Below are 14,391 nucleotides of genomic sequence, written 5' to 3' on the forward strand. Positions count from 1 at the left end.
AATGCCCATTGGAGAAGAAGCCGCGATGCGTGATACGGCCAGTGGCCCGCGCGTTCTGCTGAAACGGCTCCGCGAGCTCATGCAGGAGCCGCTGGAGCCGCAGGAGCGGCTCGACCGGATCGTGCGCGACATCGCCTCCAACATGGTCGCCGAGGTCTGCTCGCTCTATGTGCTGCGCGCCGATTCGGTGCTCGAACTCTATGCCACCGAAGGTCTGAACCCGAACGCCGTCCATTTGGCGCAACTGCGGCTGGGGCAGGGCCTCGTCGGCACCATTGCCGCCAGCGCGCGGCCGCTCAACCTCTCCAATGCGCAGGAACATCCGGCCTTCGCCTACCTGCCGGAGACGGGCGAAGAGATCTACAATTCCTTCCTCGGCGTGCCCGTACTCAGGGCAGGGCGCACGCTGGGCGTGCTGGTGGTGCAGAACAAGACCATGCGCCACTACCGCGACGACGAGGTCGAGGCGCTGGAAACGACCGCCATGGTGATCGCCGAGATGATCGCCACCGGCGATCTCGCTCGCCTGACCCGGCCCGGCCTCGAACTCGATCTGCGCCGTCCCGTCAGCTTTACCGGCCTGTCCTTCAACGAGGGCGTCGGCCTCGGCCATGTCGTGCTGCATGAGCCACGCATCGTCGTCACCAATCTGTTCAACGAGGACAGTGAGGAAGAGGTGCGCCGGCTGGAGACGTCGCTCGGTTCGCTCAGGCTTTCCATCGACGACATGCTGGAGCGGCGCGATGTCGCCTTCGAGGGCGAACATCGCGAGGTGCTCGAAGCGTATCGCATGTTTGCCAACGACCGCGGCTGGGTGCGCCGGCTGGAAGAGGCGATCCGCAACGGCCTGACGGCGGAAGCGGCGGTGGAAAAGGTCCAAAGCGACATGCGCGCCCGCATGCTGCACATGACCGATCCTTATTTGCGCGAGAGGATGAGCGACTTCGACGATCTCGCCAACCGGCTGCTGCGCCAGCTGATGGGGCGCGGGCCTGACGACGTCGCGGCGTCACTGCCGAAGGATGCCATCCTGGTCGCGCGCTCGATGGGCGCGGCCGAACTGCTTGATTATCCCAGGGACAAGCTGCGCGGCGTGGTGCTGGAAGACGGCGCCGCCACCAGCCATGTCGTCATCGTAGCGCGCGCCATGGGCATTCCGGTCGCCGGCCAGATGAAGGGCGCCGTTTCCATGGCGGAAAACGGCGATGCCATCATCGTCGACGGCGAGGAAGGCACCATCCATCTGCGGCCGCAGCCCGACCTCGAAGCTGCCTATGCCGAAAAAGTGCGCTTCCGGGCGCGCCGGCAGGAAGTCTACCGGGAACTGCGCAAGAAGCCGTCGGTGACCAAGGACGGCGTCCAGGTCGACCTGCTGATGAATGCGGGCCTGGCCGTCGACCTGCCGCAGCTGGCCGAGGCGGGTGCGGCCGGCATCGGCCTGTTCCGCACCGAATTGCAGTTCATGGTCGCCTCGACCTTCCCGCGCGCCGAGGCGCAGGAGCGGCTCTACCGCGACGTGCTGGACGCGGCGCGTGGCAAGCCGGTCACCTTCCGCACCATCGACATCGGCGGCGACAAGGTGCTGCCCTACTTCAAGGGCGCTGTCCAGGAAGAAAACCCTGCGCTCGGCTGGCGCGCGATCCGGCTGACGCTCGACCGGCCGGGTCTGCTCAGGACCCAGATCCGCGCTCTGCTGAAGGCCTGCGGCGGGCGCGAACTGAAGCTGATGCTGCCGATGGTGACCGAGCTCGGCGAAATCGCCCAGGCGCGCGAGATCATCGACCGCGAAGTGCGGCATCTCTCCCGCTTTGCCCACCATCTGCCGACCAGCCTCAAGGTGGGCGCCATGCTGGAAGTGCCGTCGCTGCTGTTCCAGCTCGACGAGTTGATGAAGGCGGTCGATTTCGTCTCGGTCGGCTCCAACGACCTGTTCCAGTTCGTCATGGCGGTCGATCGGGGGAACACGCAGCTCTCCGACCGCTTCGACACGCTGTCGACGCCGTTCCTGCGGGTTCTGAAGCAGATCGCCGACGCCGGGGTTCGCAACCACACGCCGGTGACGCTGTGCGGCGAGCTTGCCGGAAAACCCATTTCCGCCATGGCGCTGATCGGCCTCGGCTACCGCTCGATCTCGATGTCTCCAGCCTCGATCGGCCCGGTCAAGGCGATGTTGACCGAACTGCCACTGGAGGAATTGGAGGCTTTCTTTGCCGACAATCTGATGGCGCCAGCTCAAGGGCTGCCGATGCGAGCGCTGCTGCAGGCCTTCGCCGACGACCGCTCCATCCCGCTATAGCATTAGCCATGGTCAATCTTCCCCGCGAGCGTATGGATCAGGTCGTCAAGCGTTTCGAGATGCTCGAAGCGCAGATGTCGGCCGGCCCGGCAGCCGATGCCTATGTGAAGATGGCTTCCGAATATGCCGAGCTGCAGGACATGGTGGCCAAGGTCAGGGAACTGCGCTCAGTCGAGCGCGAGCAAGCCGACCTCGAGGCGATGCTTGCCGACAAGGGCACCGACGCAGAGATGCGGGCCCTGGCGGAGGCAGATCTGCCCGGCGTCGAAGCGCGTATCGAAGAGCTGCAGAAGGACATCCAGATCCTGCTGTTGCCCAAGGATGCGGCCGACGACAAGAACGCCATCCTTGAAATCCGCGCCGGCACCGGCGGCGACGAGGCGGCATTGTTTGCCGGCGACCTTTTTCGCATGTATGAGCGCTATGCCGCCGAACGCGGCTGGCGCTTCGAGACGGTGTCGGCCAGCGACGGCGATGCCGGCGGCTTCAAGGAAATCATCGCCACCATTTCCGGTAGGGGAGTCTTTGCCCATCTGAAATTTGAATCCGGCGTGCACCGCGTGCAGCGCGTGCCGGCGACCGAGGCCAGCGGGCGCATCCACACTTCGGCGGCGACGGTTGCCGTACTGCCGGAGGCCGAAGAGGTCGACATCGACATTCGCGCCGAAGACATCCGTATCGACACGATGCGCGCCTCGGGTTCGGGCGGCCAGCACGTCAACACCACCGATTCTGCGGTGCGCATCACCCATTTGCCGACCGGCATCATGGTGGTGCAGGCGGAGAAGTCGCAGCATCAGAACCGGGCGAAAGCCATGCAGATTCTGCGTGCGCGGCTTTACGACCTCGAGCGCAGCAAGGCGGACGAGGAGCGCTCGGAGTCACGCAAATCGCAGGTTGGTTCGGGCGACCGTTCGGAGCGCATCCGCACCTACAACTTCCCGCAGGGCCGCCTTACCGACCATCGTATCAACCTGACGCTCTACAAGCTCGACCGGGTGATGATGGGCGAGCTCGATGAGGTCATCAATGCGCTGATCGCCGACCATCAGTCGAAGCTGCTCGCCGATATCGGCTTCGATGGCTGACATGTTGCCCGGCGCGCTCGGGCCGTTGTTGCGGGTGGCGCGGGAGCGGCTTGCCGCGGCCGGCCTTTCCGACCCGGCGCTGGATGCCAGGCTTATCGTCGAGCATTTTTCCGGCACGGACCGTACGCAGGCGATCGCCGACCCGCAACGGACGGTCGATGCGGGTGCGGTTGCCGCAATCGGCGCTGCTCTGCAGCGCCGCATGGCCGGCGAACCGGTTCACCGCATCCTCGGGTTTCGCGAGTTTTACGGCCTGCGGCTGTCGCTGTCGCCGGAAACGCTGGAGCCGCGGCCGGACACCGAAACGCTGGTCGAGGCGATCCTGCCTTTTGCCGGCGCGACGGCCGAAAGGCTGGGGGAATGCCGTATCCTCGATCTCGGCACCGGTACCGGCGCGATTGCGCTGGCGCTGCTCAGCGCGGTTCCGGCCGCGACCGCCACCGGGGTCGATATTTCACAAGACGCGCTGGCAACCGCGATACGTAATGCCGAGCAACTCGGACTCGCCGGCCGGTTCGTGGGGCTGCATTCCGACTGGTTCGAAAAAGTTTCGGGCCGATACCATGTAATTGCCGCAAACCCTCCCTATATATCGTCTGGAGACATTGGAAATCTGCAGGACGAAGTCCGCGATTTCGATCCGCACAGAGCCCTTGATGGCGGTGTGGACGGTCTTGGCCCCTACAGGATCATCGCCGCCGAGGCGGCAAAGTTTCTGGAAGCAGAAGGCAAGATAGCGGTCGAGATCGGCCACTCGCAGCGCAATGAGGTCAGAGACATATTCGCGGCAGCCGGCTACAGGCTGGCCGGGGCATTCGTCGATCTTGGCGGAAACGACAGGGTTCTTATGTTTGAACAGGGAAAGCCTTGATGCAGTGCAAAAAAGCGCTTGGCAATGCCGGGGAATGCGGCTAGGGTCCGCCCTAACCGGATGAGACGAAGCAGGCAGTGCTCTTAGCGATTCGGTTTTCCTTGGAAATAGCTGCCTTCTTGCGCAAACGACGCCCAAGCTTCGTGCGGGAATCGTCCGGCAAGTGATGTAACCGGAACGGGATGACACGTGGCGCCAACGCAATTGATGCGGGCGAACGCCGGTGAAGAAACGAAACGGCTGGCTGCATGAGCGCCTCCGTTCGTGAAACGTTTTTCGAAAATTTCAAAATGAAGAGAGTCTTATGAGGCCACAACAGCAGAACAGGCGCATGCGCGGTCGCAACAACAATGGCGGCGGCGGTGGCAACAACAATAACAACAACAACAACCGCAAGGGCCCAAATCCCCTGACGCGCAACTACGAGAGCAACGGCCCGGACGTGAAAATCCGTGGATCGGCTCAGCAGATCGCCGAAAAATACGCCACTCTGGCCCGTGATGCGCAAAGCTCCGGCGACCGGGTTATGGCGGAAAATTACCTCCAGCACGCCGAGCACTACAACCGCATCATTGCCGCCGCACAGGCGCAGATGCCGATCCAGAATGCCCCGCAGAACCGCGACGAATTCGACGACGATGAAGATCGCGACGATTTTGACAATGCCGGCAGCGGCAATGGCGGCGAGACGCAAGCGCCGATGGCGAACCACGGCAACGGTCCGCAGCCGACGATTGAGGGCACGCCGGCCGAACTCGCATACGGCCAGGAAAACGGCCGCGAGAACAACAGTGGCCGTGACAATAATGGCCGTGACAATAATGGCCGCAACAACAACGGCCGCGACAACAATGGCCGCAACCGTGACCGCCGCCCCAATGGCGGCTATGGCCAGAACGACCAGCGTGGCGACTTTGCCCAGCGTGGCGAGCAGAACGGCCAGCGCGGCGACCAGCAGCGCTTCACCGAAACCCCGGCACAGGCGGAAACCGTTTCCGCGGTTGAGCCCGAAGCCGAGAGCGGTTTCTCCGAGTCGGCGCCGCTGTACGAAAACCTGTCGCCGGCGGCTCTTGCCGCCCGGGCCGAACTCAATGAGGCAGCCGCCGAGAGCGGCGCTGCCCGTCGCCCGCGACGTCCGCGCCGCCCGCGCAACAATGCCGATCAGGTCGGTGACGAACAGTCTGGTGGTGGCCAGGTGGTGGATGGCGCCGGCGAGACCGCTGCCGCTGTTGACGTGGTTGATGCGGCGCCGGCCGAAAGCCCTGCCGGCGACCCGTTCGCCGTCGACGCCAACAACTGACCCACAAGACATAAGTCGATGAAACGGCGGAGAGAAATCTCCGCCGTTTTCGTTTGCTCGGCCATGCAATATCATCAGCCGGACGTCTTGAGCGGCAATGGCTTGCGCCCCATATCTGGCGTGAACTGGACCCGGCTCGGATGAGCGGGCCCGTCACCGCAATCTGATCCGGTGCCGCAAAGCGGGCCGGTGATGGAAGGAGACAGATATGAACCTCGAGAAATACTCCGAGCGCGTCCGCGGATTCATTCAGTCCGCCCAGACCATGGCGCTCTCGCGCAATCACCAGCAATTCACTCCCGAACATATGCTGAAGGTCCTCGTCGATGACGACGAGGGGCTGGCCGCCTCGCTGATCGAGCGCGCCGGCGGCAACGTGCGCGACGTCAAGCTTGGCGTCGAGACCGCCCTTGAGGCCATGCCGAAGGTGGAAGGCGGCAACGGCCAGCTTTATCTGGCGCAGCCGCTGGCCAAGGTGTTTTCGACCGCCGAGGAATTGGCCAAGAAAGCCGGCGACAGTTTTGTCACGGTCGAGCGACTGCTGCAGGCGCTGGCGATGGAGAAGTCGGCCAAGACGGCCGATATCCTGTCCAAGGCCGGCGTCACAGCGCAGGCGCTGAACCAGGTGATCAACGACGTCCGCAAGGGCCGTACCGCCGATTCGGCGAGCGCCGAGCAGGGCTATGACGCGCTGAAGAAATACGCGCGCGACCTCACCGCCGATGCCCGCGCCGGCAAGCTCGACCCTGTGATTGGCCGTGACGACGAGATCCGCCGCACCATCCAGGTGCTGTCGCGGCGTACCAAGAACAACCCGGTGCTGATCGGCGAGCCGGGCGTCGGCAAAACGGCGATCGCCGAAGGCCTGGCGCTGCGCATCGTCAATGGCGACGTGCCCGAATCGCTGAAGGACAAGCAGTTGATGGCGCTCGACATGGGCGCGCTGATTGCCGGCGCCAAATATCGCGGCGAGTTCGAGGAGCGGCTGAAGGCCGTGCTCAACGAAGTCACCTCGGCGGCCGGCGGCATCATCCTGTTCATCGACGAGATGCACACGCTGGTCGGCGCCGGCAAGGCCGATGGCGCCATGGACGCTTCGAACCTGTTGAAGCCGGCGCTGGCGCGCGGCGAACTGCACTGCGTCGGCGCGACCACGCTCGATGAATACAGGAAGCATGTCGAGAAGGACGCGGCCCTTGCCCGCCGGTTCCAGCCGGTCTTCGTCAACGAGCCGTCGGTGGAAGATACCGTGTCGATCCTACGTGGCCTGAAGGAGAAGTACGAGCAGCACCACAAGGTGCGCATATCGGATTCGGCGCTGGTCGCGGCGGCGACCTTGTCCAACCGCTACATCGCCGACCGTTTCCTGCCGGACAAGGCGATCGACCTTGTCGACGAAGCCGCGTCGCGGCTGAGGATGCAGGTCGATTCCAAGCCCGAGGCGCTGGACGAGATCGATCGCCGCATCATGCAGCTCAAGATCGAGCGCGAGGCACTGAAGGTCGAGAAGGACGAGGCGTCAAAGGACCGGCTCGCGCGTCTCGAAAAGGAACTCGTCGGCCTCGAGGAGGAATCGACCGAGATCACCGCCAAATGGCAGTCGGAGAAGCAGAAGCTTGGCCTCGCCGCTGACCTCAAGAAGCAGCTCGACGCGGCCCGCAACGACCTCGCCATTGCCCAGCGCAAGGGTGAATTCCAGCGCGCCGGCGAGCTTGCCTATGGCAAGATCCCGGAACTGGAAAAGAAGCTGAAGGAAGCCGAAGCCCAGGACGGCAAGGCCGGCATGGTCGAAGAGGTGGTCACGCCCGACCACGTCGCCCATATCGTGTCGCGTTGGACCGGCATTCCAGTCGACAAGATGCTGCAGGGCGAGCGCGACAAGCTGCTGCGCATGGAAGACGAGATCGGCAAGCGAGTCGTCGGCCAGGGCGAAGCGGTACAGGCGGTGTCCAAGGCCGTGCGTCGTGCCCGGGCCGGGCTGCAGGATCCGAACCGGCCGATCGGCTCGTTCATGTTCCTCGGACCGACCGGCGTCGGCAAGACCGAACTGACCAAGGCGCTGGCCAATTTCCTGTTCGACGACGAGAGCGCTATGGTGCGCATCGACATGTCGGAATACATGGAGAAGCACTCGGTCGCCCGGCTGATCGGAGCGCCTCCCGGTTATGTCGGCTATGAGGAAGGCGGTGCGCTGACCGAAGCGGTGCGGCGCCGGCCCTATCAGGTCGTGCTGTTCGACGAGATCGAGAAGGCGCATCCGGATGTCTTCAACGTGCTGTTGCAGGTGCTCGACGACGGGCGGCTGACCGACGGGCAGGGCCGCACGGTCGACTTCCGCAACACGCTGATCGTCATGACGTCGAACCTCGGCGCCGAATATCTGGTCAATCTCAGCGAAGAGCAGGACGTCGATGCCGTGCGCGACGAGGTTATGAGCGTGGTGAGAGCCTCGTTCAGGCCGGAGTTCCTCAACCGCGTCGACGAGGTGATCCTGTTCCACCGGCTGCGCCGGCAGGATATGGGCCGCATCGTCGAGATCCAGCTCAAGCGGCTGGAAAGCCTGCTAGCCGACCGCAAGATCACACTGTCGCTCGACCAGGATTCGATCGACTGGCTGGCGGCGAAGGGCTACGACCCGGCCTATGGCGCACGGCCGCTGAAGCGGGTGATGCAGAAGGACCTGCAAGATCCGCTGGCGGAAAAAATCCTGCTTGGCGAGATACTCGACGGCTCGACCGTCAAGGTCACCGCCGGCTCCGACCGGTTGAATTTCCGGTCCAGGCCCACTGTGGTGCCGACCGACGCGGCAGCCTGATCCAACGCCGCGCGTCCGACCGGACGCGCGGCATTTTCTTATGAAACAACAATCCTTTGACGGGGGTGCAGATGACGCTGGACGACTACAACAGCTTCTGCGCCTCGCTGCCGCAGACGACGCACGTCGTGCAGTGGGGCGGGGCCGATGTCTGGAAAGTCGGTGGCAAGGTCTTCACCATCGCCGGCCATGACCGGGAGGGTGGCGTCTTCGTCACCTTCAAATGCTCTGAAATGGCTTATGACGTGCTGAAGGATCAGCCCGGCTGCCGGCCGGCGCCCTATCTCGCCTCGCGCGGCATGAAATGGATCCAGCGTCAGACAAGCCAGAGCATGGATGATGATGCGCTGAAGGACTATCTCGGCGAAAGCCACCGCCTCGTCGTCCTCAAGCTGACGAAGCAGACGCGCAAGGAATTGGGCCTGTAGCAACCAGTAATCCGCCATCTTCATGCCCGGTTCATGTTGGAAAGCTTATGTTGTGGTTTGCTGGCGAAGGGGTTTGCCTGCAGGCTTTTGACGATCAGGGCGTTCCTTGCGCATCCAAACGGTGGCGAGAACGTTCTGGTGGGAACACTGCCGGGCGGCGGCAATTACGCATGACCCCGAAAATCGAAATTCGATTTTCGGAAAGGATCATGCGCAGACATGAAGTGTTACAGCGTCCTTTGCGCGTCCAAACGGACGCGCGGCGCTGTAAGTACCGGAGAGTTTGACCACCATGTTCCGCACGATCCTTGCCTTTTCGGTGCTCGCCGCCGGGCTGCTCACGTCCAGCGCCATGGCATCGCCGACTGTGGACAACGCACTGCCGGCCGTCCGCGCCGCCGATAGCGGCGGCATTGTGCTTGCCCAGGACGGCAATCTCGACATCTATTACGACGCCAGGGGCAACCGCGTCATCGTCGATGCCGAGACCGGCAAGGTCATCGCCATCCAGCCGCCGCAGACCAGGCTCGACCGCCGCGCGCTGCGCCGGGAAATGCGGGCACGTGAGCTTGGACGCGCACCGGTCGAAGACGACGACCGCTACTATCTCGACGATCCCGAAGACATGGCGCGTTTCCGCCGCAGGCAACTGGACGATCAGGGACGAATCCCCGGCCCGCCGGTTGATGAATACGATCCTGAAAGCGACAGATTCCTGGGGGCCGCTCCGCAGGATGATGCCAATGACAGCGACACCTATCCGGAAGCGCCGAAATCCGCTGAACCGCGGCCCGTCAAGCGCCAGCCGCTGAACGAAGCCTCTATCGATCCCGCCGAACCGGCGGCGCCCGCCGACCAGGCCGCGCTGCCGCCGAAAGCCGGTGGCAAGACCGTGGTCGATCCCTCGCTTTCACTCGGCGCACGCCAGGATGTAGCCGCCTTGCAGGTGCTGCTCGACCGCGCCGGCGCTTCACCCGGCGTCGTCGACGGGCGCTTCGGCTCCAATGTCGACAAGGCGCTTGCCGCCTACAACCAGATCACCGGCAGCAATCTGCGCTCGACCGACGCGGTCGGCATCCAGGCTGCGCTGGCGCAAACCGGTGGCGATGCTTTCGCCAATTATACGATCACGCCCGAGGACGCGGCCGGGCCTTATGTCGCCTCGATACCGGAAGATTACAGCCAGAAGGCGCAGCTCGACCGCATGGCTTACACCTCCGTCACCGAAGCCTTGGCCGAACGGTTCCACATGGACGAGAACTACCTGAAGGGGCTCAATCCCGAGGCCGACTTCAGCCGTCCCGGCACCATCATCAAGGTCGCCAATTTCGGCAGGCTGGTGGCGACGCCGGTTGCCCGCATCGTCGCCGACAAGGACAAGAAGCAGGTGTTCGCCTACGATGCCGGTGGCAAGCTGGTCGCGGCCTATCCGGCCACCATCGGTTCAGCCGACACGCCCTCGCCGACCGGCACCCATACGGTGTCGCGCGTCGCGCTCGATCCGAACTACACCTACAACCCCAGCATCAATTTCAAGCAGGGCCAGAACGACAAGATCCTGACCATCCCCCCGGGTCCGAACGGCCCGGTCGGCTCGGTGTGGATCGCGCTGGACAAGCCGACCTATGGCATTCACGGCACGCCCGATCCCTCCAAGATAGGCAAGACCGAAAGCCATGGCTGCGTGCGCCTGACAAATTGGGATGCGCGCGAGCTGGCCAAGCTGGTGTCGCCGGGCGTCACCGTCGAGTTCGTCGGCGGTCCCTCGGCCGATGATGTTGCGGAGCAAGCGAGCGCTCCAGCGCAGTGATGTCGGCCTGCCCACAAGGCAGACCGATATCCAAAGCTGGATTCATGAGCGCAGGGCGCTGGCCGGTTGTTGCCGGCCCGCAACAAGTCTAAGCAGACGCTCATGAAGTCTCCGAGCGAAGCCGCAGCCGTTCCCCTGACCAGGTCGCTTTCTAACGGTACATTTTGCCCGCAGTCGCAGCGCAAGTTCGTGCTGGTAGCGGCGATCCTGGCGTCAGCGCTCGGCTTCATCGACGGGTCGATCCTGGCCATTGCCATGCCGGCAATGCGCGTCGACCTCGGCGCCAGCCTGGCCGAGGTCCAGTGGATTTCCAACGCCTATGCGCTGACGCTGTCGGCGCTGATTCTGGCCGGCGGCGCCGCCGGCGACCGGTTTGGCCTCAGGCGCGCCTTCGTTGCCGGCATTGCGCTGTTCATCGTCGCTTCGCTGGCCTGCGCGGTGGCGCCGAATGCGCTGGTGCTCATCGCCTTTCGCGCCATTCAGGGCATTGGTGCGGCGATCATGGTGCCGGGCAGCCTCGCCATCATCGCCAAGGCCTATCCGAAGAAGGAGCGCGGCCGGGCGATCGGCATCTGGGCCGCCGCCTCGGCGCTGACGACTGCGCTCGGTCCGGTGCTCGGCGGCTTCGTTCTGTCGGCCTTTGGCGGCGGTATCTGGCGGGCGATCTTCGCCGTCAACCTGCCGCTCGGGCTGATCTCGATCTATCTCCTGCTGGCCAAGATTCCCGCCGACGCGCCGACGGAGAAGCGAAGCCTCGATCTCGGCGGCGCCGCTCTCGCCACGCTTGCCTTCGGGGCGCTTGCCTACGGACTGACCTCGATGAGCGCCGAAGGCAGCGGGCTGATGTCGCGGCCGAGCATCGCCGCAGGCGCCGTGCTGCTTATCATCTTCATCGTCTTCGAGCTTCGGCAGCGCGAGCCGATGATCGATCTCAAGCTGTTTCGGATCGGCGCCTTTGCCGGCGCCAACCTCGCCACCTTCTTCCTGTATTTCGCCCTGTCGGCCAATCTGTTCTACCTGCCGATGCTGTTGATCGCCGGATGGGGGCTGAGCACCAAAGAGGTCGGTTTCATCTTCCTGCCGCTGTCGGCGTCGATCGCGCTGCTGTCGGGTCTCGTCGGCCAGTGGTCGGATCGCATCGGTCCGCGTTTTCCGATCGCCAGCGGCTGCCTGGTAGTTGCCATCGCCTTTGCCGGGCTGGCTTTGCTCACTCATGCCGGCATGCACAATTTCTGGACCGGTATCTTTCCGCTGATGGCCGTGATGGGGCTCGGCATGGCGCTGGTGGTGTCGCCGCTGTCGACGGCGGTCATGACCGCGGTCGAGGACAAGGATACCGGCGCCGCTTCCGGCATCAACAATGCGGTTTCGCGCATTGGCGGGCTGATTGCTGTGGCGGCGATGGGCTCGCTCGCGGCCTGGGTCTATTCGACGATGCTCGATACCAGCGTCAGGCCGGGCATTCCGGGGTTCGGAGAACCGGCATTGGCCGGCCTGGCGCCAGACCTTGATGCAACACGGCTCGCCGCCAGCGATGCGGCGTTCGCGGCCGTGTCGACAGTGACGGCCGTGCTTTGCCTCCTTGCCGCTGTTATCGCCTGGGCCACCGTTTCGGGGCAAAAGCTGCCTTGGTCACGAGCCGAAGAGGAGCAGTCGACCTGATTCGGAGCCGACCCGATTCGGAATGCTCTGATGGGGCGATTATGATTCGCCGGCGTCGAGTGTGACGGCTTAAAGCGCGTCGCGCTGAAACGGATTCATACGACGCGCTTTAAGTCTTTGTTTTGAGGCATGTCGTTGTCCCAGAACCGCGGCACACTTCTGGGCGACATGCATTAGCCTTCGATCTTGGCGCTCGCGACCTTCAGCGGATTGCTGTCTTCCTGCTTGAGCAGTTCATCGATGCGCTCGCGCTCGCGCTTGAAAGCGACCAGGTCGTCGCCCTTCAGCACCTTGCCGACCGGCAGGCGCACGCGCATCGGGTCGACCTTGGTGCCGTTGACGATCAGCTCGTAGTGAAGATGCGGACCGGTGGAGAGGCCGGTCTGACCGAGGAAGCCGATGGTCTGGCCCTGGCGGACATGAACGCCCGGTTCGATGCCTTTGGCAAAGGCGCTCTGGTGATTGTAGGAGGTCTCGTAGCCATTGGCATGGCGGATGATGATCTGCTTGCCGTAGCCGCCGGCCCAGCCGGCCTTTTCGATGGTGCCGTTGCCGGCGGCGATGATCGGCGTTCCGATCGGCGCCGCCCAGTCGACGCCGGTATGCATGCGGACATAACCGAGGATCGGATGCCGGCGGGCGCCGAAGCCGGAGCGGAATTTCCCGGCCGGCAGGGGATTGCGCAGCAGGAACTGCTCGGCGCTCGATCCGTCCTCGTCGAAATAGTCGGTCGAGCCGTCCTGCATCTGGAAGCGGTAGAAATTGCGTGTCTGGCCGCCGAAGGTCGACGAGACATAGAGCAGTTCCGATTCGTCGGAGGCCTGGTCGTCGCCGTCCGGCTGCGAGAACAGCACGTCGATGCGGTCCGATGGATTGAGCCTGGACTGGAAGTCGACGCCGGAGGCCAGGAGCTTGACCAATTGCTGGGTCAGCTTCTTCGACATGCCATAGGAATAGGCGGCGCGGTAGATGCCGTCATAGACGTTCGGCAGATTGCCGCGCACCACCACCGGCGCCGACGAATCATCGAACGCGGTCAGCAATTCGGGGTTCGGCTCCGGTTCCTGCGCCGGCACATACTGGCCGCGGTCGTCGAGCGCGATGGTGACGATGTGCGTTGTCTTGTCATAGACGCTGGTGCGAACGACCTTGGCGGCGTCGCCATGTACCTCGAGCCCGACGCGCAGCACGGTTCCGGTCTTCAGCGCCGGTGCGTTGAGCAGCTTGCCGATCGCCTCCGCCATGCCGGTGGCGTCATCGCCCGTATAGCCCGAATCAGCGAAAGCCTCGGCAATGTCGCGGTCCCTGGTGAAGGGAATGATTTCCTCGGCGAAAGCCGGGGTCTGGTCGTCGAGCGCGACGCGCGGCGCCACCGAGACGTTTTCCGGCACGATCTTGACGTCGTAGGAGCCGGCCATCGATTCGGCGAAGGCATCGCCGAATCGCTGCGGGTCGACATAATGCAGGGAGGCGACCTGCACGGCGCCGTCGCTGAGGTCGGTGCCGGCTTCGCGCACCACTTTTTCAACCTCGTCGGCGGACAGGTCGCTTTTTTCGTCGAAGGAGGCCGTCTCAACCGGGAAATCGACCGTCTTGAGGCTCATCTCGCTTTCGACCTTGGCGCCGTAGATCTGGCCGCCAACTGCGGAGGCCGTCGCCGGCTGCGCCGGCGTCGAGTCGCCATCGTCGCCGAACACCTGCATCGGGTCGAAAGGCGGATAGGCGCGGTTGGTGGTGTGGCCGGCTGCCAGCGCCATCTTGATCTGCACGAACGGCATGGTGTGGATAACGTCGCGGTCGCCGACCTTGGTCACCATCGACACTTCCATGCGCCGGCGGTCCTTGGCCTTGGCGATCTGGCGCGGCGCCACCAGCCTGGTGGTCTTGGCGACCTCGCCGGAATCGCCGCCGCTTTCGAGCTGGGCCAGTTCGGCGATTTCGGGCGGGGTTGCCAGCTGCTGGCGGCCGTCAAGGGCGGCAAACAACGCCACGCCCATCAGCACACTCGAGGTCACGCCGGTAAGAAAGGTGCCCGACAGCCAGCGCGCCGAAACCTCGCGCCGGTCGGGCGGGCCGCTGCGGCCATCCGCGATCAGCGGCGGCTCATTGCCGAGTTCGGCT

Annotated in this window: 9 protein-coding genes (1 of these 9 only partly in view); 8 read left to right on the forward strand and 1 reads right to left on the reverse strand. The window is 64.2% G+C overall.

What is annotated here, in order from left to right; all coding sequences use genetic code 11:
• Window positions 1-25 precede the first annotated feature (25 nt).
• The 8 genes from ptsP to ACYG9R_RS15075 all read left to right on the forward strand — a co-directional run bounded on the left by ptsP (window position 26) and on the right by ACYG9R_RS15075 (window position 12,270).
• Complete coding sequence (ptsP, locus tag ACYG9R_RS15040) at window positions 26-2,296, forward strand: phosphoenolpyruvate--protein phosphotransferase (protein ID WP_023672972.1); 2,271 nt, start codon at window positions 26-28, stop codon at window positions 2,294-2,296.
• Between the two features lie 8 nt (window positions 2,297-2,304).
• A complete protein-coding gene (gene prfA / locus ACYG9R_RS15045; RefSeq protein ID WP_023824677.1) occupies window positions 2,305-3,384 on the forward strand; it encodes a peptide chain release factor 1 in 1,080 nt (359 codons plus the stop codon).
• Window positions 3,377-4,255 carry a peptide chain release factor N(5)-glutamine methyltransferase gene (gene prmC, locus ACYG9R_RS15050; RefSeq protein ID WP_023686669.1) on the forward strand — a complete coding sequence of 293 codons (879 nt, stop codon included), beginning with the start codon at window positions 3,377-3,379 and terminating at the stop codon, window positions 4,253-4,255. Before prfA ends, prmC begins: the two co-directional genes overlap by 8 nt.
• Before the next feature lie 304 nt (window positions 4,256-4,559).
• The gene (locus ACYG9R_RS15055) at window positions 4,560-5,555 is read left to right on the forward strand and encodes a DUF4167 domain-containing protein (RefSeq protein ID WP_023686668.1); all 996 of its coding nucleotides are present in this window, start codon (window positions 4,560-4,562) and stop codon (window positions 5,553-5,555) included.
• 208 nt (window positions 5,556-5,763) lie between these two features.
• The gene (gene clpB / locus ACYG9R_RS15060) at window positions 5,764-8,370 is read left to right on the forward strand and encodes an ATP-dependent chaperone ClpB (RefSeq protein WP_023824676.1); all 2,607 of its coding nucleotides are present in this window, start codon (window positions 5,764-5,766) and stop codon (window positions 8,368-8,370) included.
• Between the two features lie 71 nt (window positions 8,371-8,441).
• Entirely contained in the window at window positions 8,442-8,798 is a 357-nt protein-coding gene (locus ACYG9R_RS15065; RefSeq protein ID WP_023685771.1) for an MmcQ/YjbR family DNA-binding protein, read from the forward strand.
• A gap of 292 nt (window positions 8,799-9,090) precedes the next feature.
• On the forward strand, window positions 9,091-10,608 hold the full coding sequence (locus tag ACYG9R_RS15070) for a L,D-transpeptidase family protein (protein ID WP_023824675.1): 1,518 nt from the start codon (window positions 9,091-9,093) through the stop codon (window positions 10,606-10,608).
• 102 nt (window positions 10,609-10,710) lie between these two features.
• Entirely contained in the window at window positions 10,711-12,270 is a 1,560-nt protein-coding gene (locus ACYG9R_RS15075; protein ID WP_023824674.1) for an MFS transporter, read from the forward strand.
• A gap of 173 nt (window positions 12,271-12,443) precedes the next feature.
• Here the strand turns inward: ACYG9R_RS15075 and ACYG9R_RS15080 are convergent, their stop codons facing one another.
• A protein-coding gene (locus tag ACYG9R_RS15080) for a M23 family metallopeptidase (RefSeq protein ID WP_023701439.1) crosses the window boundary here: on the reverse strand, window positions 12,444-14,391 show its 3' portion. The gene runs 23 nt beyond the window's last position; the window shows 1,948 of its 1,971 coding nt (coding positions 24-1,971); the start codon falls outside the window, past its right edge; the stop codon is at window positions 12,444-12,446.

The organism is Mesorhizobium sp. RSR565B, assembly GCF_054719465.1.